The organism is Kribbella voronezhensis (genome assembly GCF_004365175.1).
Classification (GTDB): Bacteria; Actinomycetota; Actinomycetes; order Propionibacteriales; family Kribbellaceae; genus Kribbella; species Kribbella voronezhensis.
Window position 1 is genome coordinate 1,363,657 of record NZ_SOCE01000002.1, and the last position, 25,397, is coordinate 1,389,053.

Below are 25,397 nucleotides of genomic sequence, written 5' to 3' on the forward strand. Positions count from 1 at the left end.
ATGCGACCGCGGTGTCGGATCGGGGTGGCGGCGTTCGTTGCAGGGGTGAACGGCAACCGGCCGCGGCGCCACTGGACCACAGGAGATGATCGAAAGATGCAGTACCTGGTTTCCGTGATCGATGACAAAGTCAATCCCGGCAGCGACGACCGGCAGCCTGCCATCAGCGAGTTCAACGAACGCCTGATCGCCGAGGGCTACTGGGTCTTCGCGGGCGGTCTCGCCGACACCGAATCGGCCACGGTGATCGACAACCGGGGCGGGCAGGCGGTGTTCAGCGACGGGCCTTTCGTGGAGTCGAAGGAGTACCTGGCCGGCGTCTGGGTGTGGGAGACGCCCGATCTGGATGTGGCGCTCAAGCTCGCCGCCGAGGCGTCGAAGGTCTGCGATCGCAAGATCGAGGTGCGGCCGTTCCGGTGAGTGGGCCCGACATCCAGGACGCGATCACGAGCGCCCACCGCGACGAGTGGGCGCGGGTGATCGCCAGTTTGACCAAACGCTTCGGTGATCTCGACATCGCCGAGGAGGCGGCGGCGGAAGCGTTCGCGACCGCTGTCGAGAAGTGGCCTGCCGACGGCGTGCCGCCCAACCCGGGCGGCTGGCTGACCACGACCGCCAATCGCAAAGCCATCGACCGGCTCAGGCGCGAGAGCAAGCGCGACGACAAGCACAAGGAGGCTCTGGTGTTGACCGACGACGACCCGCCCGAGCCTCTGGGTGCCATCGAGGACGAACGGCTCCGGCTGATCTTCACCTGCTGCCACCCGGCGCTGGCGATGGAGACCCGGATGGCGTTGACGCTGCGGATGGTCGGCGGCCTGACCGTGCCCGAGATCGCCCGCGCCTTCCTGGTGCAGGAATCGGCCATGGGACAGCGGATCACCCGCGCGAAGGCGAAGATCAAGGCGGCCCGGATCCCCTATCGGGTGCCGGCCGCGGAGGATCTGCCGGCCCGCGTCTCCGGCGTACTGGCTGTGCTGTTCCTGGTGTTCAACGAGGGCTACCTGGCGACCGGGGCCGATACCGATCCCGTGCGTCATGACCTGACCGCCGAGGCGATCCGGCTCACGCGGCTGATCCGGGCGCTCCTGCCGAACGACGGTGAGGTCGCCGGTCTGCTGGCCTTGATGCTGCTGACCGAAGCACGTCGTACGGCGCGGATCTCGGCGAGCGGCGAACTGATCACGCTCGGCGAGCAGAACCGGGGTGCCTGGGATGCGGCGTTGATCGCCGAGGGTCACCGCCTGGTGCGGGAGCGTCTGGCCGCGGGCGTCGCTCCGGGTCGCTATCAGATTCTCGCGGCGATCAATGCCGTGCACACCTCGGCTCGGGACGTGCGCGATACCGACTGGTCGCAGATCCTCGCCTTGTACGACCAACTCGCCCGCCTCGACTCGTCGGCGATCGTCTTGCTGAACCGGGCGATCGCGGTCGCCGAACTCGACGGTCCCGAGGTCGCGCTGGCGGACGTCGACCGGCTCGAGGAGAAACTGGCCGGCTATCACGCGTACCACGCGGCGCGCGCCGATCTGCTCCGCCGGCAAGGGCGCAGCGAGGAGTCGCGGGCGGCGTACGACAAAGCCATCGAACTGGCAGGCAACACCGCCGAAACCGCCTACCTCACCCGCCGCCGCGACCAACTCGGCTGATCCGCACTCCTCGGGGCTAGCGAATCGTTCGAAGCCAGGGATGGTCGGCGTCGAGGTCATGGATCATCTGTCGGAGCCAGGTCTGCTGCTCAGGTGTGAGCAGGGGCCAGGTGCGATGGAGGTCGTAGGTGTCCTTCGTGCGGCGCAGTCTTGCTTTGAAGAGCAGCACGATTTCGGGGTTGAGGTAGCGAATGCCGTCCGCCGACGTCCAGGTGACCTCTTCGATCGGACCGACATGGTCCGGGAGGAACTTGTTGGTCCAGAGTCCGTCCCGATCGGGAGTGAGCGGGAGGTCGATCACCCAGGGGGCGTTCCCGTGCTCCCGGACCCAGAGCTGGCTGGCCGGGTGGAAGACCTCCGGATGTTGATGGGTCAGCGGTCGCATGTCTCCCCCGGCGAGATTCCACAGATGCCATCGCTCCCCCACGTGCTCCCGCAGCGCAGGCACATCACACGCGAGGATCGACACGTCCACGTCGTCATGCCGGCGGCGTACTCCGGTGAAGGCGTCGATCGCCAGGCCGCCGACGATCCACCACGGGCGGGTGAAGCCGGCCATGAAAGCGGCGACGCCGGCTGTGTCGAACGGATCCCATCGCCCATAAAGGCGAGTCCAGTACTCCGTCTCCGCGGCCTCGGCCGCGGTCGGAATCAGCGGCGCGGGATTCCCGGCGGTTGGGAGGTCGGCTTCAGCCATGCCGGTCAGCTTGCTCGTAGTACGCGCTGACAGCAACGAAATTCCGGGTTTGTCCGTATGAACAGGCGCGGTTGTTATTACGTTGCGTGGTGGCGGGCTGGCGCCTAGCGTCGGTGGATGACCTCCCATTTGGTGACGCTTTGCTTCGATGCGCAGGAACCGCCCCGGCTCGCGGAGTTCTGGGCCGGGATTCTCGGGCGGAAGGTGGGCGACGACGGTGTCACGCTGCTGCCGAACGACGATCTCGAGTTCGCGATTCGGTTCACTGCCACCGATGCGGAGAAGAGTGAGCCGAATCAGATGCACTTCGATCTGACCAGCGCTACCCCCGAGGCGCAGCAGGCGACGGTGGCGAAGGCGCTCGAGCTCGGGGGGCGGCATCTCGATATCGGTCAGCGGCCGGAGGAAGGCCACGTCGTGCTGGCCGATCCGGAAGGCAACGAGTTCTGTGTGATTCCGGCGGGCAACAACTTCCTGGCCGACACCGGGACCATCGGGGCATTCTCGTCCGACGGGTCGCAGGCGGTCGGGTACTTCTGGAGCAAGGCGCTGGACTGGCCGTTGGTCTGGGACCAGGACGAGGAGACCGCGATTCAGTCCGCCGAGGGTGGATCGAAGATCAGCTGGGGCGGTCCGCCGGTGCGGGAGAAGACCGCGAAGAACCGGCTGATCTTCGAGGTCGCTCCCCTGTCCGGCACCGGCGTGGAGGCAGAGGTCGAGCGTCTCGTCTCGCTCGGCGCGACCCGGGCCGGATCCGCTGCCGACGGCGCGGTCGACATGCTCGACCCCGACGGCAACGAATTCCGCGTGCTGGCAGCGCGGTAGTACCTCTGTGGACCCTTCGCGATCCACCGTCGAGGACTCTTTGTACGACGTGATCATCGCCGGCTGCGGGCCGACCGGTGCGATGCTCGCCGCTGAACTGCGGCTGCACGAGGTGCGCGTCCTCGTTCTGGAGCAGGAAACCGAGCCGGTGTCATTCGTTCGCCTGGTCGGCCTGCATATGCGCAGTCTCGAACTGATGGCGATGCGCGGGCTGCTCGCGCGTATTCTCGAGCACGGAAGGCAGCGTCCGGCCGGCGGATTCTTCGCGGGCATTCCCAAACCCGCGCCGGAGGGCCTGGATTCCGCGCACGCTTATCTGGTCGGGATTCCGCAGCCGGTCATCGTTCAGCTGCTCGAAGAGCACGCGATCGAGCTCGGTGCGCAGGTACGGCGTGGTTGCGCGGTGACCGACGTCGCGCAGGACGACGACGGTGTGACCGTCGTGCTGGCCGACGGCGAGCAGTTGCGCTCGCGGTACCTCGTCGGCTGTGACGGGGCACGCAGTACGGTGCGGAAAGTGCTCGGTGTCGGCTTCCCTGGCGAGCCCGCGCGGACCGAGACGCTGATGGGTGAGCTGGAAGCAGGCGTGCCGCAGGAGGAGATCGCCGCCAAGGTCGCCGAGATCCAGCAGACTCAGCAGCGGTTCTGGCTCCGGCCCGCTCGCGAGGGGACCTACAGCGTCGTGGTTCCCGCTGCTGGAGTCAGCGATCGGGCGGAACCACCTACCCTGGAGGACTTCCGGCAGCAGTTGCGCGCGATCGCCGGTACGGATTTCGGCGTGCATTCGCCGCGCTGGTTGTCGCGCTTCGGGGATGCCACGCGGCTGGCCGAACGGTATCGGGTCGGGCGGGTGCTACTGGCCGGCGACGCGGCGCATATCCATCCCCCTACCGGCGGACAGGGCCTCAACCTGGGTGTTCAAGACGCGTTCAACCTTGGCTGGAAGTTGGCCGCACAGGTCCGGGGCTGGGCGCCGGAAACATTGCTGGACACGTATCAGGCCGAGCGTCATCCGGTCGCCGCGGAGGTGCTGGACAACACTCGCGCGCAGATGGAACTGCAGTCCACCGAACCGGGTGCGCGGGCGCTGCGCAGGCTGCTCACCGAGCTGATGAACTTCGACGAGGTGAATCGCTACCTGATCGAGAAGATCGCCGCGATCGGGATCCGGTACGACTTCGGCGAAGGACCCGAGCTGCTCGGGCGGCGCCTGCGTGACATCGACGTAAAACAAGGCCGTCTCTACGACCTGCTGCATCGAGGCCGCGGGCTGCTGCTGGACCGCACCGAACGGCTGACCGTCGGGGGTTGGTCGGACCGGGTCGATCAACTGGCGGATCCGGGTGCCGCGCTGGATGTTCCGTGCGTTTTGCTGCGTCCCGACGGGCACGTGGCGTGGATCGGCGACGATCAGCAGGAGCTGGACGAGCATCTTTCCCGCTGGTTCGGCGAGCCCGCCGGCTGAGTTCGGCTGAGCAGAGCGGGTGTGCTAGTGGACAGGGTGCGCTCGTGGACACGGGTGTGCTCGTGGACACGGGTGTGCTCGTGGACACGGGTGTGCTCGTGGACACGGGTGCGCTCGTTGACTCCGGTTGCGCCGGAGCACACGGCTCCGGCGTACCGGCGTACAGGGCTCCGGCTCATGAGGTTCAGGCGGCGGCGCGGTCTGTGAGTGGGCGGCGGCGCTTGGTGGGGTCGGTGAGGGCGGGCGTCTGCCAGAGGCCGTCGGACTGGTAGTGGTGCAGGTCGGTGCCGGGTGGGACGATCTCGTCGATGCGGTCCAGGACCTCGTCGTCGAGGGTCAGGTCGGCGCCCTTGAGCAGGCCGTCCAGTTGCTCCATCGTGCGCGGGCCGATGATCACCGACGTCACCGCCGGGTGCGAGGTGACGAAGGCGAGCGCCAGTTCGGGCAACGTACGACCGATGCCGTCGGCAACTTCCACGAACTGCTCGACCGCGTCGAACTTGGCCGCGTTGGCCGGCAGCGACGGGTCGAACCGGTGCGGCGTCAACGCGGCGCGCCCGGTTGCCAGGTCGACGGGCTGATCCTTGCGCACCTTGCCGGACAGGAAGCCCGAGGCGAGCGGGCTCCAGGTGAGCACTCCCATGTTCAGCCGCTGCGCGGTCGGCAGCAGTGAGCGCTCGATGCCGCGGGTGACGAGGGAGTACGGCGGTTGCTCGGTGCGGAACTTGCCGTACCCGCGGCGCTCCGCCACGTGGTACGCCTCGACGATCTCCTCGGCCGGGAAGGTCGAGCAGCCGAACGCGCGGATCTTCCCCTGGCTGACCAGATCGGTCAGCGCCGACAGCGTCTCCTCGATATCGGTGCGGTAGTCGGGCCGGTGGATCTGGTAGAGGTCGATCCAGTCGGTGCCGAGCCGGCGCAGACTCTGCTCGACCTCGTGCACGATCCACCGCCGCGAGTTGCCGCCGCGGTTCGGGCCCTCCCCCATCGGGAAATGCACCTTGGTGGCCAGTACGACGTCGTCGCGGCGACCCTGCAGCGCCTTGCCGACGATCTCCTCGCTCTCGCCGGTGGAGTACATGTCGGCGGTGTCGACGAAGTTGATGCCCTGGTCGAGGGCGGCGTGGATGATCCGGATGCTGTCCTCGTGATCGGGATTGCCGACCGCACCGAACATCATCGCGCCGAGGCAGTGCGCGCTGACCTCGATCCCGGTCGCGCCAAGCGTGCGATAACGCATCGAAACTCCTCAAGTGGTAGCAGTTCCGCCAACCTAGGAGCTAGACCTCGCTCTAGGTCAACTCTCACGAGGCCAAGAGCCTTGGGTTAAGTGCTCAGTGCGTGCGTAGTTTGTTTGGGAGGATGGGGGTATGCGTGCGGACCGGCTGGTGGCGACTTTGTTGTTGATGCAGTCGCGGGGGCGGGTGACGGCTGGTGAGCTGGCTCGGGAGCTGGAGATTTCGGTGGCGACCGCGCGGCGCGATCTGGAGGCGTTGTCGACGGCGGGCATTCCGGTTTATCCGCAGCCCGGGCGCAATGGTGGCTGGTCGTTGCTGGGTGGGGCGCGGACGGATCTCAGCGGGTTGAGTGCGACCGAGGCGCAGGCGTTGTTCCTGCTGGTCGGGCCTGCGGCTGCGGTTGCGCCCGAGGCGAAGGCTGCGTTGCGGAAGCTGGTGCGGGCGTTGCCCGACACGTTCCGGGCCGACGCGGAGGCGGCGGCCGAGGCCGTCGTGATCGATCCGGCGCGCTGGGGTGAGCACGTCAAGGAGCGGCCTGAGATGGTGCGGCGGCTCCAAGAGGCCGTCGTACGGCGGGTCAAGGTGCGTCTCTCGTACGCCGGACGCGGGCAGACCGGGTCGGAGCGGCTGGTCGATCCGCTCGGACTCGTGGACAAGGACGACATCTGGTACCTGATCGCCGGCACCGAGAAAGGTCAGCGCACCTTCCGGGTCGAGCGGATCACCGAGGCAGTAGTGACCGAACTGCCCGCGGAACGCCCGGCGGACTTCGATCTGGCGACGGCCTGGACGCGCGTCGTCGAGGAGATGGAGCGCAATCGCTCCCTGCTGACCGCGACGGTCGTGATGCAAGAGCGCTTCCTGTGGGTGATGCAGGACCGGCTCGGCCGGCACTGTGAGGTGATCGGCCCCGCGGGCGAGGGCCGGGTCAAGATCGAGGTGACCGCGCCGACTCCGCTGATGATCGCCCAGCACCTGGCCGGCTGGGGCGGACAGATCGAAGTACTCGATCCGCCGTCCGTGCAGGCGGAGCTGGCGCGCCTCGGTCAGGAACTGGTCGAGCGGTACCGCGACTGAGATCCCTGGCGAACAAGGGCCTTTCGAGCACGCACAGAGGTCGGCCGGTGACCGTTGGTGGCATTCCTGGCGGCGTGGTCACCGTTTCGTACCGGAGGGCCTCGGTGACCGCTTCGCCTGAGTATGGTGCGGTGTTCGATTTGTCCCGTACGAGCACAGGATTCCCGTGACCACTACCCCGCCTCAGTCCCCTCACGATCCCTACGCGGCGCAGCCCGGCGCCGGTGGTGGATACGGTCCCCCGCAAGACCAGTTCCCGCAGTACAGCCAGCCGGCCCCCGGGCCCGGCCAGTACGACCAGCCCCAGCAGTTCGGCCAGCCCCAGCAGTTCGGCCAGCCTGGGCAGTTCGGGCACTCCGGGCAGCAGCAGTACGACGCCGCCGGGCAGCAGGGTTTCGCACCGCAGTATGCACCGCCCGGTCAGCCTGGACACCTTGGTCAGCCGGGGCAGCCGCCGTACGACCAGCCTGGCGTCGGGCCGCAGGGGTTCCCGCAGCAGGGTGCGCACGAGCAGTTCCAGGGGATGCCCGCCTACCCGCAGGGTGCGGTCCAGTGCCGGTTCTGTGGTGGGATGCCGGCCGTCCAGGCGACCGTGCGCGGCCACCAGGGATTCCTGATCGTGATGCGGTTCCTGAAGCTGGAAGGCCCGTTCTGCCGCACCTGCGGTATCGCGACCTACCGCAACATGACGGCGAAGAGCCTGTGGCAGGGCTGGTGGGGCGTCGGCTCGGCGATCATCAACCCGATCACGATGCTGATCAACATCCCGACCCGGCTCAAGTTCAAGCAGTTGCCGGAGCCGATGCCGGGCGCTCCGGGTCACCCGATGGACCTGGGCAAGCCGCTGTTCCAGCGTCCCGCGGTCCTGGGCTTCCTGTTGCCGATCGCGTTCATCGCGCTGCTGATCTACGGCAACCAGGGTTCGCCGTCGTCGGCGAGTGCGGGTGACTGTGTGCAGAACAAGGGCACGGTCAGCAAGCCCGAGGTGAAGGTCGTCGACTGCGGCTCCAGCGACGCGGAGTACAAGGTCCTCGGCAAGCTCAGCAACTCGACGAACTCCGACGACTGCGAGAAGTTCGACGGCTACACCGTCGCGTACACCGAGCAGCACGGCTCCTCGAAGTACACGCTCTGCCTCGCCCCGAACTGACAGCCGTCCTCCGGACCGACGCTCGGCCGCCGGTCCGGAGGGTCATCGGCCAGACGTGATGCGGGCGTAGTAGGCGCGGGCGTCCTGGGTCCGGCCGGTGCCGAGGACCCGGAGGGCTTCCGCGATGTCGGGGAAGCTCGGCTCCAACAGCTCGGCTGCGCCCTGCAGCTCGGTGGCCGAGGCGACGTCGCGAAGCAGCGCTTGGATGGACGCGACAGGGTCGGCCGGCACCGGATCGGCCGCGACCTCGACAGGGTTGCCTTGGGCAACACTCAGCGTCGATGGCTGAGCCGCGCGGATCTCGATCAACCGTCGGTGCTGCTCTTCCTGGGGCAGCTCGTCCCAGCCACGCTCCCCCACCGCACCCTCGAGCTGGAGCAGTCTCGACAACACGGCCGGATTGCTGATCTTCGCCCGCTGACCGGACATCAGTTGGGAGAGCATGGGGGCGGACAACCCGAGGATCGCGGCCAGCTGGGCCTGGGAGAGGTCGAGCCGGTCCAGCAGCCGGCGGAACCTGTCCCTGAGGAACTCGCCGTACCACTCGACCTGCAGGTCGAGGTTTCGCGTGTGTACGTCGGTCACCGGGCCTCCGCGATTCGTGTTTGCAATTTGCAGATGCAAACGCTAGGTTCGTGCTCAGTCAGCCTCAAAGTTCCTGGAGACGCCATGATACGACGCTTTGCCGCTCTCGCCACCGTGCCGGCCTTGACGTTCGCGTTCTCATTCGCGAATGCTCCCGCCGCTGCCGCCGAGGGCGAGCTGTCACCGGTGATGGTCGTGCTGGACTCGTCCGGTTCGATGACCGCGCGCGACGCCGGCGGCAGCGGCACCCGGATGGACGCGGCCAAGCGCGCTGTCGGTTCGATGGTCGACGGTCTGCCCGCGCAGGCTCAGGTAGGGCTGGAGATCTACGGCGCCGGGACGGGGTCGAGTGGCGCCGAGAAGGCAGCAGGATGTCGTGACGTCCGGGTCGTCCAGCCGGTCCGGACCGTCGACAAGGCCGCACTCAAGCGCGCGGTCAACGCGACCAAGGCCAGCGGCTACACACCTATCGGCCAGGCGCTGCGTACTGCGGCCGCGCAACTCCCGAAGGAAGGCCAGCGCTCTGTCGTGCTCGTCTCCGACGGCGAGGACACCTGCGCTCCGCCCCAGCCTTGTGAGGTCGCCAAGGAGCTCCACCAGCAAGGTGTCGATCTGCATGTGCACGCCATCGGCTTCCGGGTCGACGCGAAGGCCCGCGCCCAGCTCGCCTGCATCGCACAGAACACCGGCGGCACGTATCACGATGCCACCGATGCCGATTCGCTGCTCGGCATCCTCGGCCGAGTGACCGAAAAGGCGCTACGGCACTACGAGCCGATCGGCAAGCCGGTCATCGGCACGGCCGATCCGTTCACTGCGCCGACCCTCGTGCCGGGCCAGTACTTGGACACCATCGACCCGGTCGAGGAACGCTTCTACGCGGCTGATCTGAAGGCCGGCGAGACAGCGTACTTCGCGGCGACCGCGATCTTCCCCCGCGGCAACCCGCGCGACATCGAGGTTCTCGACATCAGGATCACCGGCCCCGGCGGCGCGGACTGCTACAGGTCCGAGCGCAACCTCTTCACCCTCGCCAAAGACGGCGGCTCCCTGACCTCGGTGCTGACCTGGACCGGTCTGACCGCCGGATCGCAGAAGACGAAGGCCTGCAGTGTGCCCGGCAAATACGTCTTCCGGGTCACCCGCGACGCCGACCAACGTGGTACCGACCGGGTGCCGCTCGAGATGCAGTTGCGCGTCGAGCCACCCGTGACAGGAAGCCTGGGCGAGCAGGCGCAGCAGAATCTCGTCGACTTCGCACAGCAGCCGAGCGGCGCGGTGAAGCCGGTCCGCGCCGGCGGTTCGTTCAACGAGGCAACGACGCTCGACGGCTCCGGCCGGTACGGCGAGACGATCTACTACGGCGAGGAGCTCTTCTACCGGGTCAAGCTCGACTGGGGCCAGGGTCTTGCGTACCGGGTCACCTTCGGCGGCGTACCGAAGGGTCCGACAGCGAATATCCGGACCGCCCTGTTCAGCCCGGTCCGCGCGGACATCAAGTCCGACACCACGGCCTACACCGGTAACACGCAGATCCTGCCGTCCAACGGCAAGGCCATCGCGACGGCCCGAACGGCGTACCTCAACCGGAACGCGGCCGAGCCGACCATCCGGAAGTCGAGTGTGGACGGGTGGTACTACGTCGTCGCCAAACTCGGGTCGTCGATCGGCGGCAACGGCGACTCACCCACTGGTGTGCCGGTGACGATCGATGTCGCCGTCGTGGGCGAGAAGGTCGCCGGTCCGGAGTACGGCGCGGCGGGGGACGTCGCGTCCACACCGACGCCGACGCCGACCGCTTCCAGCTCGACGCCCTCTGGTTCGAATACCGACGCCGCCGGCAAGGGCGATGCCATTCCTGCGACGGATGACTCGTCGTCGGCACTGCCCTGGATCATTGGCGGTGTGGTGCTGGTGCTGGCTGTGGCGGCTGTCGGGGCCGTGCTGGCGGTTCGTCGGCGCAAGCCGCCGTCACCGCCCACCTACCCGAATGCCGGACCTGGGTGGCCTAACCAGCCTTGACCCACCGGTAGGACGATCCTTGCTGACGGCACTCGACCCGGGTGCCGTCAGCCGTCGTCTCGATTCCGCCGGCCTCCTGCCAGCCGCATGATCCGCCGAGTGTCACCTGCGGGTTGGGCGCTGGGGTCACCGGACCGGTGGGGATGGTCTCCGGTGTCACGGACGGTTTGCGCGTCGAGGTGGATGCCGTTGTTGGTGCGCTACCGGGTGACGGTGAGCCGCCGCCGCCCGATCCGTTGAGGAGCAGTACGGCGACTACGCCGGCCGCCGCCACTCCAGCCACACCCGCCAACACCAGGCGCCGACGACCTGAGTTGCTCGCTGGTCCAACGCGGGAAGACTCGTGCGTTTGCTCGGGTGGATTGGCGTTGGGTTGTGGCGGTGCGGGTAGGGCTTCGTACGGCGGGGGTAGTGAAGGGAGGTGGTTGAAGACCTCTATCAGCTCGCCGTCAGTGGTGTGTGCCGGGAGTTGCAGAGGGTCCGCGAGTGCGGGGGCGAGCGCCTTCAATGCCGCGGTTGCCGAGCTCGTTCGTTGAGCAGGGTCGACGCGGACCAGCCCTTCGACGACATCCCAGACAGTTCGACCGGCGGAGCCTTCGAGCCGTGGAGGCAGAGGACCAGCCGGCGGTGGCTCTTCGCCGGTCAGCAATTGCCAACCGGTCACGCCTGCCGCATAGAGGTCCTGTGCCACACCGGGCGGTTCGCCGGCGAGTACCTCGGGCGCGACGAAGCCCGGCGTACCGACGACCGCGCCTTGCTGGGTGAGGCGCGGCTCCCCCAGCAGGAACGCGATCCCGAAATCGCTCAACCGCAGTACCGGCAGGGCGGTGCCAGTTGCCTCCAGCAACAGGTTCGCGGGCTTGACGTCGCGGTGGACGACTCCTGCGCCGTGGACGTGTTCGAGTGCCGTCAGCACCTGGGCCAGCAGCTCCGCGGCATAGCGCTCCGGCAAGGCCCCGAAGTCAGCGACCAGATGACTCAGCGAGCCACCACCGACCAGGTCCATGGCTAGGAGAGCCTGATCGTCCTCGGCTGCCCAGCTGTAGGGGCTGAGCACGTTCGGATGCTCCAGGCGCAGCCCTTGCTCACGGACGAACCGCAGTAGTGCGCCCGCATGCCGCTGACGCAGGACCTTGGCCGCGCAGAGCCGATCGAGGCGGCGATCCCACGCCCGCCAGACGGTCCCCGCCCCGCCTGAGCCGACAGGATCGATGAGTTCGAACCGGCCGGCGAACACATCGGGCACCGGTGGTTCTCCTCTCGCGCGGGACCCGGCATACCTTGCCAGGCTGCCGGATCCGACGCGAGCCGGGGTCCGCCACGGCTCAGGTGTAGTACCCGTCCACGACAGCGCTCGCCTCGTCGTACAGAGCAGGGCCGTCCTGTACGACGGGCGCGAAGCCGCCACCTGGTTTGAGGCCGTTCAGCTGGTCTCCGGACAAGGCGTAGACGACCCGGCCGAGGCCCGACCGCTCGATCGCGCCGGTGCACATGCCGCACGGTTGGCAACTGGTGTACATCGTGGTGGTCGCAGCCACGTCCGGCGGCAATTCGCGAGCGGCCCACTTGGCGAGCTTGAGCTCCGGATGCGCGCTGATGTCGTTGTCGGTGATGCTGGTGTTCCCCGCCTCGGCGACCACCGTCCCGTCGGATCCGACGAGGATCGACCCGAACGGCGGGTTGCCGGACTCACGGGCCGCGGCGGCCATCTCGATCGCCCGCCGCAGAAACCCCTCTTCGGCCGACGACACGATTGCTTCTGTACTCACTACTTGTCTCCTCTGTGTGCCATGACTGTCGCCAGCGCGTTCCAGGCCGTCTCCGGCCGTTCGGTCTCTGCTGGATCGCCGATGAACGGATCCAGTACTACGGCCTCGGCGCCGAGTGCCTCCAGCTGATCGAGGTCACCGATCACCTGGTCGATCGATCCCTCACCAGCGACCCGATCGTTCAACGGCTCCGGAGTGAGCCGGAGCAGGATCCGCGGTGAGAACGCAGGGAGCGCTCTCTGCTCGTTCTCGGCGATCTTCGCCAGTACGCCGAGCGCGTCCCGCATCCAGTCCATCGACTGCCGCAGCGGATGCCACGCGTCACCGAGGCGGACGGCCCGCCGCATCCCCGCAGTACTGAGTCCACCCACCCAGATCGGGATGTCGCCGCTGCGGTAGTCGGCGTCGTTCGTCCATGCGTCGCGCACGGTTCGCAGCAACTCGTCGGTCAGCTTTCCGCGCTGGGAGAAATCGACGCCGAGTGCCTCGAACTCCTGTCGCGCCCAGCCGGCTCCGACGCCGAGGACGAACCGGCCGCCACTCAACTGGTTGAGGTTCGCCGCCATCCGGGCGACCAGCAGCGGATGCCGGTACGGCGCGATCAGCACCGTGGTGCCCAGTTTGATCGTGCCGGTGATGCCGGCCAGCCAGCTGAGCGCGGTGAACGGTTCGTAGAAGGGAGCCGGGTACTGCTCCGCGACGTCGGGCGTGATCGCGACGTGGTCGGACACCATCAGCAGGTCGTAGCCCAGTCCCTCCACCGTCCGGGCCCAGTCGCGAAGCCGTCCCGGATCGGTGCCGGGGCCGAAGTTGGGGACGTTCACGCCGATTTCCACCCCGCCAGGCTATCCAGCCGAAAGGGTCTCACAGAAGGGAATCCTCGCGGTATCGGCGCCGCACGGCCGTGGAATCGCCGGTATCTTGACCAGATGACCGAGACTCTCGATCCGACCGACTGGGCCATCCTGGTCGAGGTGCAGCGCGACGGGCGGATCTCGCTGACCGAACTCGGCCGCCGGGTGAACCTGAGCGCCTCGGCGGCCACCGAGCGGGTGAGGCGACTCGAAGCGGCCGGGATCATCAGTGGCTATCGCGCGGATGTGGACCTGGCGAAGGTCGGGTTCCCCGTGCTGGCCGTCGTTCGGCTGAAGTACCCCGGCAACAAGCACGAGCCGCTGCGGAAGTTGCTCGCCGAACGGTTCGAGATCCTCGAGTGTCTGCGGACGACCGGGGACGACTGCTACACGCTGAAGGTGGCGGCCGAGTCGATGGCGCACCTGGAGGAACTGGTAAACGAGTTGACCGAGTTCGGGACGACGACTACCAATCTGGTGTACAGCCAGACGCAGCCCTACCGGGGGCCGCAACGGCCGCCCCCGGAGGTTTGATGCACGTCCTCGGCATCGAGGTGTCCCCCGAACTCTTCACATCCTGGATCGATTGGCTCGCTCCGGACCGGCAGCCGTTCTACGTGACGCGGCAGCAGGCGGCCGCGTGGTCGTTGCCGCTCGATCCGACCAAGCCCGACAAGCAACTGCGTGACACCTACCAGATCTACAACCTCGACAGCCGGTTGAAGTCCGTGTGGCTCGACGAGGCAACCTTCATGGCGTTGCCGCGGAAGATCCGTGCCGCGTTGGTGCGCGCGCAGGTGACGCACGAGCGCTCCGAAGTACCGACTGTTCGAGCCTGGCGAGAGGTGCTCGGGCCGGAGATCGCGCGGCAGGCGGACGGACACCGGTTCGTCTGGTGGAAGTCCGTACTGCGTGACTTCGCGACCGAGGTGCTGCCCCGGGTCGTCGGCGAAGACCTCGGGCCGAGCCGGCATCGCGACGTACCGAAGGCTGTCTGGTCGGGTGTCGCTCGGGTGCTTCCCGCTGCGCTTGAACTGGCCGGGACCTTCGCGAACGGGAGTGGGCCGAACTGTTTCGGCACGGTGATGGCGGCGGCCGGCGTCGAGGGTGCTGCTGAGGAATGGATGCAGCGGCAACCGTTCGACGAGTGGCTGGATCAGCACACCACGCGCGGCGGGCGCGACGAAGTACCGGGCACTGTCCTGGTCTGGCGCGACAGTGACCGCGCGGTCCAGCACGCAGCGGTCACTCTCGGCGCCGGCTGGAGCTTCCACAAACCCAACCAGTCCTGGATGGGCCCGCGCGAAGTCCGCCCCACCAAGGAACTTCTCGCCTACTGCCGCTCCCCCGGCCGCCGCCTGACCCGCCACACCATCACCCGCTGAGTACTACCGTCACCGCATGGAGTTCTCGGAGATGGTTCAGTCAGCTCGGGAAGTGCGGCAGAAGTACGCCGGGTTCGAGGAGCGGCGGTACGGCCGGAGCTGGACGCGGGAGGAGCTGATGCTGGGCTTCCTCGGCGATGTCGGGGATCTCGCGAAGCTTGTCCAGGGCAAGGAAGGCGTGCGGCCGCGAGACGATCTCGACGAGGCGTTCGCCCATGAGCTGGCCGATTGCCTGTGGTCGGTGATCGTGCTCGCGGACGCCTATCAGGTTGACCTGGAGAGCGCGTTCTCGCGCACGATGAGGGAGCTGAAGGGTCAGCTCTGAGGCGGGTCGACGACGGTGGTGTGGACCGGCGTGCCGAGTTCTACTGTGCGGCTCACCGTGCACAGGCGGTCGTGGGACATCTTGACCGCTCGGGGCAGGGCCTCGCGGGCCTTGTCGCCGGCTTCGCCCTCGGGGAAGCGGATGGTGAACTCGACGGCGAGGTTCTCCATCCGGTTGCCCTGCTCGGGGTCCCGGATCTTGTCGCCGCGCACGACCGCGCTGAACTCGGTCGGCTCCGCGCGCCGGCTGACCACGACGTCGACGTCGATCGCGGAACAGGCGCCGATCGCGGCGAGCAGCAGCTCCACCGGGGTGAAGTCGGTGTCGGTCTCACCACCTGAGCCGACCGACAGCGTGCCGCCGCGGACGTTGTGGACCAGGTACTTGCTGTTCTCGGTGCGCTCGAAGTGCACCGAGCGAAGGGTGTCGTCGCCCATGTCCGTCACAATCTGTTGCTGGTAGCAACTGTCAGAGGCTGCTCAGCGCCGTGGCGATCGGTGTGTCGCCGGCGATGAGCTCCAGGGTCCGGCCGATCGAGGCCGGGGTTTCGCAGAGTCCGGCAAGAACGGCGGCCACGTCGTCGCGGCTGACGCTGCCGCGGCCGGTCTTGTCGGCGAGCAGGACCAGTCCGGTGCCGGGATCGTTGGTGAGCGCTCCCGGGCGCAGGATGGTCCAGTCCAGGTCGCGGCCGCGCAGGTCGTCCTCGGCCGCCTTCTTCGCCCGCAGGTAGATCGTGAAGGTGTCGTCCGGATCGAGTTCGTCGGCACGGTCCGCGCCCATCGAGCTGACCTGAAGATGACGCCGTACGCCGGCGCGCTCAGCCGCCTCGGCGAACAACACCGCCGCGCCACGATCCACGGTCTCCTTGCGCTCGGTGCCACTCCCGGGGCCGGCGCCGGCGGAAAAGATCGCGACGTCCGCACCGGCCAGCACCTCGGCGACCGCAGCGACGTCGGTCTTCTCCAGATCCAGTACTGCGGCTGAGCCACCCACTGCGGTGAGATCGACCTGGTGGTCCGGGTTCCGCACCAGCCCGACCACCTCGTGCCCGGCACCCGCCAGCACCTTGGTCAACCTCAGCGCGATCTGCCCGTGTCCACCCGCAATGACGACTCGCATACCCCGAGCCTAACCGCCCACAGCCCCCACACCAGGAACCCATCACGGCCCGTTCCTCCAGCAGCACGCGAAGGCGGGTGTCCAGACTGTTCTTTCAGGTGGCGAGGTGGGAGGTGTTCAGTCTTCGTGGCGGAGGATGGGGCGGAGGGTGTCGAGGACGGTGGGGTCTTCGATGGTGGAGGGGATCTGGACTTCGCGGCCGTCGGCGATTCCGCGCATGGTTTTGCGGAGGATCTTGCCGGAGCGGGTCTTCGGCAGCGCGTCGACGACGGAGACTTCGCGGAAGGCGGCGACCGGGCCGATATCGCGGCGTACGGCGGCGACGAGTTCTGCTTGCAGCGCTTCCGATGAGATCTCAACGCCGGCCTTCAGCACGACGAAACCCCGTGGAAGCTGGCCCTTCAGCGCATCGTGAACGCCGATGACCGCGCACTCGGCGACCGCGGGATGCGCCGCGAGGACCGCCTCCATGCTGCCGGTCGACAACCGGTGTCCGGCGACATTGATGACGTCGTCGGTGCGGCCCATCACGAAGATGTAGCCGTCGGCATCGATGTAGCCGCCGTCGCCGGTCAGGTAGTACCCGTCGTACTGGCTGAGATAGCTGAGGATGTACCGGGCGTCGTCGCCCCACAGCGTCGGCAGTGCGCCGGGCGGAAGCGGTAGCTTGATCGCGATCGCGCCCTCCTCCCCCGCCGGCAGCACGGTTCCGTCCGCGTCGAGGATCTGCACGTTCCAGCCAGGCAGTGGAACTGTTGCCGACCCAGGCTTGGTCGGCAGCGCTTCGAGCCCCCGCGGATTCGCCGCGATCGGCCAGCCGGTCTCCGTCTGCCACCAGTGATCGACCACCGGTACGCCGAGTTTGTCGTGCGCCCAGTGATAGGTCTCCGGATCGAGCCGCTCACCGGCAAGGAAGAGCGTGCTGAACGCACCGAGGTCGTACTTCGCCAGCTCGGCCGCGTCGGGGTCGACCTTCTTGATCGCCCGGAGCGCGGTCGGAGCGGTGAAGAGCGCTTTCACGTGATGCTCGGAGATCACTCGCCAGAAGGCGCCCGCGTCCGGCGTACCGACCGGTTTGCCCTCGTAGAGAACCGTGGTCGCACCCACGAGCAGCGGCGCGTAGACGATGTAGGAGTGGCCGACGACCCAGCCGACATCGGAGGCGGTCCACCACACGTCGCCGGGACCGATGTCGTAAACGGCGCGCATCGACCAGGCCAGCGCTACCGCGTGGCCGCCGTTGTCGCGTACGACGCCCTTCGGCTTACCGGTCGTGCCGGACGTGTACAGCACATAGAGCGGATCGGTCGCGGCGACCGGCACGGGATCGACCGGGCGCGCGTCCGAGATCAGCGTTTCCCAGTCGAGATCGCGCTCTCCGAGTTTCCCGGGCGCGTTCTCGCGCTGCAGCAGAATGGTGTGGTCGGGCTGGTGGCCGGCCAGTTCGAGCGCGCTGTCGACGATCGGCTTGTACTCGACGACGCGGGTCGGCTCGATCCCGCAGGACGCGGCGACGATCACCTTGGGAGTGGCGTCGTCGATCCTCGCGGCGAGTTCCTTCGGCGCGAATCCGCCGAACACGACCGAGTGGATCGCCCCCAGTCGGGCACACGCCAGCATCGCGATGACCGCTTCGGGAATCATCGGCATGTAGACGATGACCCGATCACCCTTGCCGACGCCGACCGACCTGAGCGCGCCCGCGAACACCGCGACCCGGTCGCGCAGTTCGGCGTACGTGAAGGTGCGAGTCGTACCGGTGACGGGAGAGTCGTAGATCAGCGCAGAGCGCTCTCCGGCGCCGCTCTCCACGTGCCGGTCGAGCGCGTTGTACGACGTATTGAGCTCGCCGTCGGAGAACCATCGGTAGAGCGGCGCGGCCGAATCGTCGAGACCGCGGATCGGAGAGCGCGTCCAGCTGATCGCCGAGGCGGCCTCCAGCCAGAACCCGTCCGGATCCGCCAGGCTGCGGCGGTAGCTGTCTTCGTACGCACCCATTCGCGTGCCTCCATCGACCGAAGCTGCTCTGCAGTCTTGCCTATCACCGTGGATGGCAACAGTCCCCTCAGGCGCGTGGCGGCCGGCGGTAAGGAGTGTGCGAGAGTTGAAGCATGACGGTTTCGCGTGACGAGGTGCTGGCCGCCGCCCGGCGGATCGATGGGCGGGTACGCCGTACGCCGGTGCTCCAGGTGTCGCCGACGTTGGCCTTCAAGCTCGAACTCGTGCAGCACGTCGGGTCCTTCAAGCCACGCGGCGCCTTCAACCGGCTGCTGAGCGCCAAGGAACAGGGCGCTCTCACCGGCCAGGGCATCGTCACCGCTTCGGGTGGCAACGCCGGACTCGCCGCCGCGTACGCCGCGCGCGAACTCGGCGTACCGGCTCGCATCTTCGTACCGCGGACCGCGCCCGCTCCCAAGGTCGCCCGGCTGCGCACGCTGGACGCCGACGTGGTGCAGGTCGGGAACGAGTACGCCGAGGCGCACGAGGCCGCGGTGGCGGCGAGCGAGGAGTCGGGTGCGCTGCTTCTGCACGCGTACGACCAGCCAGAGGTCGTCGCCGGGCAGGGCACGCTCGGACTGGAACTCCTCGAACAGCTCGGCGGGTTCGACACGGTGCTGGTGGCCGTCGGTGGCGGTGGGCTGATCGCCGGCGTCGCTACCGCGTTGGAGGAGCGGGCTCGGGTGATCGGCGTCGAGCCTGAGCTGGCCCCGACGTTGCATCGCGCGCTGGAGGCCGGCGAGCCGGTCGACGTCCAGGTCGGTGGGGTGGCGGCGGACTCTCTCGGGGCGCGGCGGCTCGGGGCGCTGGCCTTCGACGCGGCGCGGCGGTACGACTTCGGGTCGGTACTGATCGCCGAGGACGCGATTGTTGCTGCTCGCAACGAACTGTGGCAGGACTACCGCCTCGCCGTCGAGCACGGTGCGGCCGTCGCCTATGCCGCCTTGACGACCGGCGCGTACGAGCCTGCGGCGGACGAGCGGGTTGTCGTCATCGTCTGCGGAGCCAACACGGACCCCGCAACGCTCGGCTGACCCCGCGGAATCAGACGACTGGGCGTTTGGCGGGTTTGCGGTCGTCGGCGAGAACCCATGCGGCCAGGATGCCGGCGATCCCGCCGAACAGGTGGCCCTGCCAGGAGATGCCGTCCTGCGGAAGCAGGCCGCCGAGCAACGCGCTGCCCCAGACGATCACGACGACGACGCCGATCGCGACCTGGCCGAGGCGCCGGTTGAAGATGCCGCGCGCGATCAGATACGCGGCGTACCCGAAGACGAGGCCGCTCGCGCCGATCGTGATCGTGTGCGGCGGTGAGATCAGCCAGGTGCCGAATCCGCCGATCGTCGTGACGATCGCGGTCACCGAGAACAGCCGCAGCGCGCCGCTGACCGCGATGATCGCGCCCAGCGTGACGAGCGGCAGCGTGTTCGAGATCAGGTGACCGAAGCCGAGGTGCAGGAACGGCGCGGTGAGGATGCCGAAGAGCCCGTCCGGTTCGCGGGCGATGATCCCGTACCGGTCGAGGCGGCCGTGCAACGCCGTGTCGACGACCTCGCTGAGCCACATCAGCCCGACGAGTACGACCAGCAGCTTGATCCCGCTGCTGATCCGGGCGGCGTCGACGGCGCTGCCCTTCCTCCGGGCCGGAGTCTGGAAGCTCATGTCTCAACGATGCCCGATCCGGCCAACCCCCGGCACCTCGGCCAGCGTTTCCGCCGATCGCTGGCGTGAGTTTGTCCACAGGTCTGAGACACGACCGGCACGACCGGGCGATCGTGCGTCACAATGGGTGTTCCGCAGGTGGCGCGGCGTGACCGTGGTGGCTGGGGGCCGGGTTCGCGCCGGGGATCGCGGGCCGAAGGAGGAATCGACAAGGGGAACCGGGAGGGGCGGGCCGCGCCTGCGCAGACCGCCGTACGACCGGATTTTGGGGGGAATCGCGATGCCGATCGCCGTGTACGTCCTGGGGCTGGCCATCTTCGCCCAGGGCACGTCCGAGCTCATGCTGGCCGGCCTGCTGCCCGACATCGCCATCGATCTCCAGGTGTCGATCCCGGCCGCGGGTCTGCTGATCTCCGCCTTCGCCCTCGGCATGCTGGTCGGCGCGCCGGTGCTGGCGGTGGTGACGTTGCGCTGGCCCCGGCGTACGGCGCTGCTCCTGTTCCTCGCGATCTTCGCGTTGACCCACGTGGCCGGTGCGCTGACACCGAACTACGACGTGCTGCTGGCGACCCGGGTGGTAGGTGCGTTCGTGTACGCCGGGTTCTGGGCGGTCGCCGCCGTCACCGCGGTGGGCCTCGTCCCCCGCAACAGCCGGGCCAAGGCGATGAGCGTGGTGGCCGGCGGTCTCACGATCGCCACCATCGTCGGTCTGCCCGCCGGGACCGTGATCGGACAGCACCTCGGCTGGCGCGCGGCGTTCTGGGCCGTCGCCGGATTGTCGCTGCTGGCGATGGCGGGCGTGCTGGTGACGATCCCCGGCGGCAGCCCCGACCCGGACAGCGCTCCGCACCTGCGCTCGGAGATCCGGGCGATGGCCAACCCACGGCTGTGGCTGTCCTACGCGACGACCGCGCTGGTCACCGCCGCGATCCTGGTCATCTTCAGCTACTTCGCTCCCCTGCTGACCGAGGCGACAGGCCTGCGACCAGGTGCCGTTCCCGCCGTGCTGGCCCTGTACGGGGTGGGCTCATTGATCGGGATCACGATCGGCGGCCGTACGGCGGACGCCACTCCGTTCCGCACCTTGTCGGTCGGGATCGGCGGGCTGGTCGTGCTCTCGGCCGCGCTCGCGCTGTGGGCCGGGACCCCGGTGGTGGCGATCGTGACGATCTTCCTGCTCGGCGGCTTCGGCTTCGCGGTCAACCCGGCGCTGAACGCCCGGGTGTTCAGCCTGTCCGGGCAGGCGCCGACCTTCGCGACGGCGATCAACTTCTCCTCGTTCAACGTCGGCATCACCATCGGCCCGTGGCTCGGCGGCCTGGCGATCGACGCCGGCGCCGGCTACCCCGCGCTCGGCTGGATCGCCGTCGCGCTCGCTTCGGTTGCCCTCGGCACCGTGGTACTGGCCGCCCTTCTCCCGACCCGGCCCCTCCACCCGAGCGACCCGATCCGCACGGCCCCAGTACCAACCACTGCCGTCATCGATCAAGAGACCTGACGCCCTGCGGTCAATTGACCGGGCCGCTGGAGTCGAAGTGGCTCGGGTCGAAGTCGGCGGTGCGGTTGAAGACGTATTTGTTGAGCAGCCAGGTGATGGCCCAGAGGCCGACGCCGACGAGCATCAGCCAGCCGGCGATCTCGTAGTCGGCCGATGCACGGCCCGACAGTGGGCTGGCCAGGTAGACGCAGAGCACGACACCCAGCACCGGCAACACAGTCGGCGCGTGGAAGTGCTTGTGCTCGACGTGGTCGCGGCGCAGTACGAGCACGGCCACGTTGACGATCGCGAATACGCACAGCAGTAGGAACGCCGTCGTCCCGCCGAGCGCCGCCAGGTCGGCGTACCCGATCAGGAAGAACGCGAGCAGGGTGGTGAACAGGATCGCCACCCACGGCGTACGGCGCTTGTGCAGCACCCGTCCGAGCGGGCCAGGCAGGACCTTCTCGTGGGACATGCCGTAGAGCAGCCGGCTCGCCATCAGCATGTTGATCAAGGCGGAATTGGCGACCGCGAACATCGTGATCCAGGCGAAGACCTGGAGCGGGAAACCGGGCGCGCCGGCCTGGATCACCTTGAGCAGCGGGGTCGCGCCCTTGTTCAGCTCGTCCGGCGGCACGAGGGCGACGGCCGAGATCGCGACCAGGATGTAGATGACGCCGGTGATGCTCAGCCCGAGCAGCATGATCTTGGGGAAGATCTTGACCGGGTCCTTGGTCTCCTCGGCCATGTTCACCGAGTCCTCGAAGCCGACCATCGCGAAGAACGCGAGTGCCGTCGCCGCGGTGACCGCGCTGAACGGGGACTCGCCGTCCGGCGTACTGAAGTCGGTCAGCCGGGACGTGTCGCCGTCGCCGCCGGCCAGCGCCCAGGCGCCGACGCCGATCACGATCAGCAGGCCGCTCAGCTCGATCAGGGTCAGTACGACGTTGGCCTTGACGCTCTCGCCGACGCCACGAAGGTTGACCAGGGCAATCAAGGCCATGAAGGCCAGTGCGGTGAGCATCAGGATCGATCCGTGCGAGGAGTCGATCTGCACCGCCTTGAAGAAGTTCTCCGAGAACGCCTTCGACGCACTCGACGCCGAGGTCAGCCCGGAGCACATCACCGCGAAGGTGAGCAGGAAGGTGAGGAAGTGGATCCCGAACGCCTTGTGCGTGTAGACCGCCGCGCCACCGGCCTTCGGGTACTTCGTGACGAGCTCCAGGTAGCTCGTTGCCGTCAGCATCGCGACCACGAAGGCGCACAGGAACGGCAGCCACACGGCCCCGCCGACCTCACCGGCGACCTTGCCGGTCAACGCGTACACCCCGGTGCCGAGGATGTCGCCGACGACGAACAGCAGCAACAGCCCAGGGCCCATCACCCGCTTCAGTTCGGGGCGGTCCTCGGTCGTAGTTGCTGCACTCGAGCTCTCGCTCATCCTGCCTCCTGCGACGATGGGGCGGTGATGCATCTTCGTCTCATCGTGCCATCGGACCGGTCGACCCGCGTGCTGAACGCGCTCGTGGACGATGCCCGGGTGACCAGCATCGTGCTGCTGCCCGGCGCTGCGCACCGACCGGCCGGCGACGTCCTGGAATGCGACGTCACCCGGGAGGCGACCTCCGACGTCCTGTCCTGGTTGAAGATCCAAGGCCTGTACGACGAAGGGTCGGTCGCGGTGACCGAGGTCGGCGCCACGCCGTCGCGCAACGCCAGAGCCGCCGAGGAGGCCGCGCCCGGCGCACCCGACGACGCGGTGATCTGGGACGCCGTCGTGGACCAGGCGTACAACGAGACGAGCGGTTCCTGGGTCTACTACACGTTCCTGACCCTGGCCACGATGATCGCGTCCGTTGCCGTCGTCACCGATTCGTCGATCCTGGTGGTGGGCGCGATGGTGGTCGGCCCGGAGTTCGGCGTGGTCGCCGCCCTGGCGGTCGGTCTCGCCCTGCGCAGACACGGACTGAGCATCCGGGCAGTAGTGCTGCTGCTCAAGGGATTCCTGCTGGCCATCGCCGTCACAGCGCTCGCGGCGTTGCTCGCGAGGGCCGTCGGCTGGGTCGACACCGCGGCTGTGACCGCGGCCCGGCCGTTGACGGGCTTCATCTGGCGACCCGATCGATGGTCGGCGGTCGTCGCCGTACTGGCCGGCTGTGCGGGAGTGCTGTCGCAAACAGCCGGCCGCGCTAACGCACTGGTCGGCGTCTTCATCTCGGTCACGACCGTCCCGGCCGCGGGAGACCTGGCGTTGTCGATGGCGCTGTGGGCACCCGGCCAGATCGGCGGGGCCGCCGCTCAGCTCGGGATCAACCTGGCCGGGATGACAATCGCGGGGGTGGTCACGCTGATCCTGCAACGGCTGATCTGGCGTGCCTACCTGGCGCGGCGGCATCCGCCGAGCGCGAATCCCGCACAATTCGGTCAGGAGGACGGATGCTCGAATCGGTCGGCGTAGAACCGCCCGATGAAGCGGCGTACCGGGCGTTGCTCTCAGCGCCGGGCTGCAGCGTCGCGGACCTTGCCAAGCGGCTCGCACGCGACGAACAAGACGTGTGGGCCACGGTAGGACGGCTGGAGAAGCTCGGCCTGCTCACGACCACCACCGAGCAACCCGTGCGCCTGCTGCCGACGCGACCGGACGTCGCCGTCGACGCACTGGTCGCCGTACGCCGTGCCGAACTCGACCGGGTGCGCGCCGAAGCGCGGGTACTCGTCTCGGAGTTGCGCGCCGAGGAACGCCACCGGCCGGAGAACCTGGTCGAGGTGATCGTCGGCCAGGAAGCGATCGCGGCCCGCTTCGCCCAACTGCTCGACAAGACCCGCGAGCAACTGCTCGTCCTCGACCGGCCGCCGTACGCCGCCGAGATCGAGAAGTCCGACGCCAGCGTGCGCGACCTGCTGCGCGAAGGCGTGGTCATCCGCGGCATCTACTCCCCCGACTCGCTGGACGTGCCGGGCGGGATCGACGAGGCGTACAGCGCGGCCGATGCCGGTGAGAGCTCTCGAGTGCATCCGCGGGTGCCGATGAAGCTCGCGGTGTTCGACCGTACGGCGGCGTTGCTGCCGCTCGCCGTGGAGGAGTTGGTCGACAGCGCGCTCGTGGTTCACCCGTCCGCTTTGCTGGATGCGTTGACCGAGATGTTCTGGCTGCTGTGGGACCAGGCCGTGCCAGTGGTGCCGGCCAGTCTCGACCCACTCGAGGCGCGGCTGATGACACTGCTCGCGGCCGGGTTCAAGGACGACGCGATCGCGCGTCACCTCGCACTGAGCAGCCGCACGGTCGGCCGCCGCGTCGCCGAACTGATGGACACCCTCGGCGCCCGCACCCGCTTCCAAGCCGGCATCCACGCCCAGCGCCGCCATCTCCTCGACGACGCCTAGGCAAGGGATCAGCAGGCGGCGAGCATGCCTTGCAGCGCGGTCTTCTCGGCGGACTGCAGCGAGAGGTGGTAGGTGTACTTCACCCAGATCCACTCGCGGGCATAGATGCAGTGGACCGACGCGTTCGGCGGTTGCCACGAAGCGGGGTCCTGGTCGCCCTTGGAGCGGTTGCTCGAGGCGGAGACCGCGATCAGTTGCGCGATGGTGAGGTTGTTCGCGAGCTCTTCGCGCTTGGCCGTGGTCCACGTGTTCGCACCGGACTTCCAGGCCTCGGCCAGCGGGACGATGTGGTCGATGTCGACCGCGGAGTCGTCGGTGAGGTAGACGGCGTCGTACACGCTGTACCACTTGCCGGCGGTCGGCTCGCAGTTGCTGTCGACGGTGACTCCGGTGCCGTCCCGTTTCAGTACTTCGTCCCGGGTGTCGCAGGTGCCGGAGACCGTGTGCCAATGCGGAAACAGGTCGCGGCTGTAGCCGGTGGTGGAGCCTTCGGCTTTCACTGTCAGACTCGCGAGCTGCGTCGCCGCAGTACTGGCCGAGGGCGGCGTGGGTGGATAGGCCAGTGCCGGACCGGCACCGAGAACCATCGTGGTGAGTGTGGCGAGAGCGGTAAGCGTGCACACGAACAGACGACGCATCTTCAGGCCTCCGAGGTTGGGCGGTGCCCCCCTGACGAACTGCGCTGCCTAAGCCTTCCCCGCCGGGCCGGTGCC

General features: G+C 68.2%; 26 protein-coding genes. 14 read left to right on the top strand and 12 right to left on the bottom strand.

Annotated features, from left to right (window positions below; translation table 11 throughout):
* Positions 1–96 precede the first annotated feature (96 nt).
* Together EV138_RS33510 and EV138_RS33515 are read left to right on the top strand one after the other, a co-directional pair.
* Positions 97–420 carry a YciI family protein gene (locus tag EV138_RS33510; RefSeq protein ID WP_133984665.1) on the top strand — a complete coding sequence of 108 codons (324 nt, stop codon included), beginning with the start codon at positions 97–99 and terminating at the stop codon, positions 418–420.
* Positions 417–1,649: an RNA polymerase sigma factor gene (locus tag EV138_RS33515; protein ID WP_133984009.1), complete on the top strand. Its 1,233-nt coding sequence runs from the start codon at positions 417–419 to the stop codon at positions 1,647–1,649. The genes EV138_RS33510 and EV138_RS33515 overlap by 4 nt, the downstream gene beginning before the upstream one ends.
* A gap of 16 nt (positions 1,650–1,665) precedes the next feature.
* On the opposite strand, the gene EV138_RS33520 is transcribed toward EV138_RS33515, so the two are convergent.
* Complete coding sequence (locus tag EV138_RS33520) at positions 1,666–2,346, bottom strand: hypothetical protein (RefSeq protein WP_133984011.1); 681 nt, start codon at positions 2,344–2,346, stop codon at positions 1,666–1,668.
* A 117-nt stretch (positions 2,347–2,463) separates the two neighbouring features.
* On the opposite strand from EV138_RS33520, the gene EV138_RS33525 reads away from it, so the two are divergent.
* Positions 2,464–3,171: a VOC family protein gene (locus EV138_RS33525; protein ID WP_133984013.1), complete on the top strand. Its 708-nt coding sequence runs from the start codon at positions 2,464–2,466 to the stop codon at positions 3,169–3,171.
* Between the two features lie 7 nt (positions 3,172–3,178).
* The gene (gene rox / locus EV138_RS33530) at positions 3,179–4,636 is read left to right on the top strand and encodes a rifampin monooxygenase (RefSeq protein ID WP_238158546.1); all 1,458 of its coding nucleotides are present in this window, start codon (positions 3,179–3,181) and stop codon (positions 4,634–4,636) included.
* Between the two features lie 184 nt (positions 4,637–4,820).
* Here rox and EV138_RS33535 read toward each other — a convergent pair whose 3' ends face one another.
* On the bottom strand, positions 4,821–5,876 hold the full coding sequence (locus EV138_RS33535; RefSeq protein ID WP_133984015.1) for an aldo/keto reductase: 1,056 nt from the start codon (positions 5,874–5,876) through the stop codon (positions 4,821–4,823).
* Positions 5,877–6,006: 130 nt separating this feature from the next.
* On the opposite strand from EV138_RS33535, the gene EV138_RS33540 reads away from it, so the two are divergent.
* Positions 6,007–6,951 (top strand): helix-turn-helix transcriptional regulator, encoded by a 945-nt coding sequence (locus EV138_RS33540; RefSeq protein WP_133984017.1) that lies wholly within the window; start codon positions 6,007–6,009, stop codon positions 6,949–6,951.
* A gap of 166 nt (positions 6,952–7,117) precedes the next feature.
* A complete protein-coding gene (locus EV138_RS37515; RefSeq protein WP_166678844.1) occupies positions 7,118–8,101 on the top strand; it encodes an LppU/SCO3897 family protein in 984 nt (327 codons plus the stop codon).
* Positions 8,102–8,143: 42 nt separating this feature from the next.
* Here the strand turns inward: EV138_RS37515 and EV138_RS33550 are convergent, their stop codons facing one another.
* A complete protein-coding gene (locus EV138_RS33550; RefSeq protein WP_133984019.1) occupies positions 8,144–8,686 on the bottom strand; it encodes a helix-turn-helix domain-containing protein in 543 nt (180 codons plus the stop codon).
* An 84-nt stretch (positions 8,687–8,770) separates the two neighbouring features.
* On the opposite strand from EV138_RS33550, the gene EV138_RS33555 reads away from it, so the two are divergent.
* Entirely contained in the window at positions 8,771–10,708 is a 1,938-nt protein-coding gene (locus tag EV138_RS33555) for a vWA domain-containing protein (protein ID WP_133984021.1), read from the top strand.
* On the opposite strand, the gene EV138_RS33560 is transcribed toward EV138_RS33555, so the two are convergent.
* The 3 genes from EV138_RS33560 to EV138_RS33570 all read right to left on the bottom strand — a co-directional run bounded on the left by EV138_RS33560 (position 10,695) and on the right by EV138_RS33570 (position 13,313).
* Complete coding sequence (locus EV138_RS33560; protein WP_166678845.1) at positions 10,695–11,954, bottom strand: serine/threonine-protein kinase; 1,260 nt, start codon at positions 11,952–11,954, stop codon at positions 10,695–10,697. The genes EV138_RS33555 and EV138_RS33560 overlap by 14 nt on opposite strands.
* A 79-nt stretch (positions 11,955–12,033) precedes the next feature.
* Positions 12,034–12,477 (bottom strand): nucleoside deaminase, encoded by a 444-nt coding sequence (locus tag EV138_RS33565; RefSeq protein WP_238158547.1) that lies wholly within the window; start codon positions 12,475–12,477, stop codon positions 12,034–12,036.
* Positions 12,477–13,313: an LLM class flavin-dependent oxidoreductase gene (locus EV138_RS33570; RefSeq protein WP_133984025.1), complete on the bottom strand. Its 837-nt coding sequence runs from the start codon at positions 13,311–13,313 to the stop codon at positions 12,477–12,479. Before EV138_RS33570 ends, EV138_RS33565 begins: the two co-directional genes overlap by 1 nt.
* Before the next feature lie 93 nt (positions 13,314–13,406).
* Between EV138_RS33570 and EV138_RS33575 the strand changes: the two genes are divergently transcribed.
* From EV138_RS33575 to EV138_RS33585, 3 genes are read left to right on the top strand one after another with little or no spacing between them, the layout of a single operon-like run.
* On the top strand, positions 13,407–13,865 hold the full coding sequence (locus tag EV138_RS33575; protein WP_133984027.1) for an Lrp/AsnC family transcriptional regulator: 459 nt from the start codon (positions 13,407–13,409) through the stop codon (positions 13,863–13,865).
* A complete protein-coding gene (locus tag EV138_RS33580; protein WP_133984029.1) occupies positions 13,865–14,716 on the top strand; it encodes a hypothetical protein in 852 nt (283 codons plus the stop codon). The genes EV138_RS33575 and EV138_RS33580 overlap by 1 nt, the downstream gene beginning before the upstream one ends.
* 16 nt (positions 14,717–14,732) lie before the next feature.
* Positions 14,733–15,041 (top strand): MazG nucleotide pyrophosphohydrolase domain-containing protein, encoded by a 309-nt coding sequence (locus tag EV138_RS33585; protein WP_202867036.1) that lies wholly within the window; start codon positions 14,733–14,735, stop codon positions 15,039–15,041.
* Here the strand turns inward: EV138_RS33585 and EV138_RS33590 are convergent.
* From EV138_RS33590 to EV138_RS33600, 3 genes are all read right to left on the bottom strand, one after another.
* Positions 15,032–15,478, bottom strand: coding sequence for an OsmC family protein (locus EV138_RS33590; protein ID WP_133984031.1), 447 nt, complete (start codon positions 15,476–15,478; stop codon positions 15,032–15,034). The two genes, EV138_RS33585 and EV138_RS33590, sit on opposite strands and share 10 nt — an antisense overlap.
* A gap of 31 nt (positions 15,479–15,509) precedes the next feature.
* The gene (locus EV138_RS33595; protein WP_133984033.1) at positions 15,510–16,160 is read right to left on the bottom strand and encodes an SDR family oxidoreductase; all 651 of its coding nucleotides are present in this window, start codon (positions 16,158–16,160) and stop codon (positions 15,510–15,512) included.
* A gap of 117 nt (positions 16,161–16,277) precedes the next feature.
* Complete coding sequence (locus tag EV138_RS33600) at positions 16,278–18,158, bottom strand: propionyl-CoA synthetase (RefSeq protein WP_133984035.1); 1,881 nt, start codon at positions 18,156–18,158, stop codon at positions 16,278–16,280.
* Between the two features lie 113 nt (positions 18,159–18,271).
* Between EV138_RS33600 and EV138_RS33605 the strand changes: the two genes are divergently transcribed.
* Positions 18,272–19,192: a threonine/serine dehydratase gene (locus EV138_RS33605; protein ID WP_133984037.1), complete on the top strand. Its 921-nt coding sequence runs from the start codon at positions 18,272–18,274 to the stop codon at positions 19,190–19,192.
* A 10-nt stretch (positions 19,193–19,202) separates the two neighbouring features.
* On the opposite strand, the gene EV138_RS33610 is transcribed toward EV138_RS33605, so the two are convergent.
* A complete protein-coding gene (locus EV138_RS33610) occupies positions 19,203–19,820 on the bottom strand; it encodes a rhomboid family intramembrane serine protease (protein WP_133984039.1) in 618 nt (205 codons plus the stop codon).
* 280 nt (positions 19,821–20,100) lie between these two features.
* Here EV138_RS33610 and EV138_RS33615 point away from each other — a divergent pair, with 280 nt between their 5' ends.
* The gene (locus EV138_RS33615; RefSeq protein WP_133984041.1) at positions 20,101–21,318 is read left to right on the top strand and encodes a Cmx/CmrA family chloramphenicol efflux MFS transporter; all 1,218 of its coding nucleotides are present in this window, start codon (positions 20,101–20,103) and stop codon (positions 21,316–21,318) included.
* Between the two features lie 10 nt (positions 21,319–21,328).
* Here EV138_RS33615 and EV138_RS33620 read toward each other — a convergent pair whose 3' ends face one another.
* The gene (locus EV138_RS33620; protein ID WP_133984043.1) at positions 21,329–22,741 is read right to left on the bottom strand and encodes an APC family permease; all 1,413 of its coding nucleotides are present in this window, start codon (positions 22,739–22,741) and stop codon (positions 21,329–21,331) included.
* Between the two features lie 27 nt (positions 22,742–22,768).
* Between EV138_RS33620 and EV138_RS33625 the strand changes: the two genes are divergently transcribed.
* Together EV138_RS33625 and EV138_RS33630 are read left to right on the top strand one after the other, a co-directional pair.
* Positions 22,769–23,758, top strand: coding sequence for a DUF389 domain-containing protein (locus tag EV138_RS33625; RefSeq protein ID WP_133984045.1), 990 nt, complete (start codon positions 22,769–22,771; stop codon positions 23,756–23,758).
* Positions 23,737–24,684 (top strand): helix-turn-helix domain-containing protein, encoded by a 948-nt coding sequence (locus tag EV138_RS33630; RefSeq protein ID WP_133984047.1) that lies wholly within the window; start codon positions 23,737–23,739, stop codon positions 24,682–24,684. The genes EV138_RS33625 and EV138_RS33630 overlap by 22 nt, the downstream gene beginning before the upstream one ends.
* A gap of 8 nt (positions 24,685–24,692) precedes the next feature.
* Here the strand turns inward: EV138_RS33630 and EV138_RS33635 are convergent, their stop codons facing one another.
* The gene (locus EV138_RS33635) at positions 24,693–25,322 is read right to left on the bottom strand and encodes an HNH endonuclease family protein (protein WP_133984049.1); all 630 of its coding nucleotides are present in this window, start codon (positions 25,320–25,322) and stop codon (positions 24,693–24,695) included.
* Between the last annotated feature and the right edge of the window lie 75 nt (positions 25,323–25,397).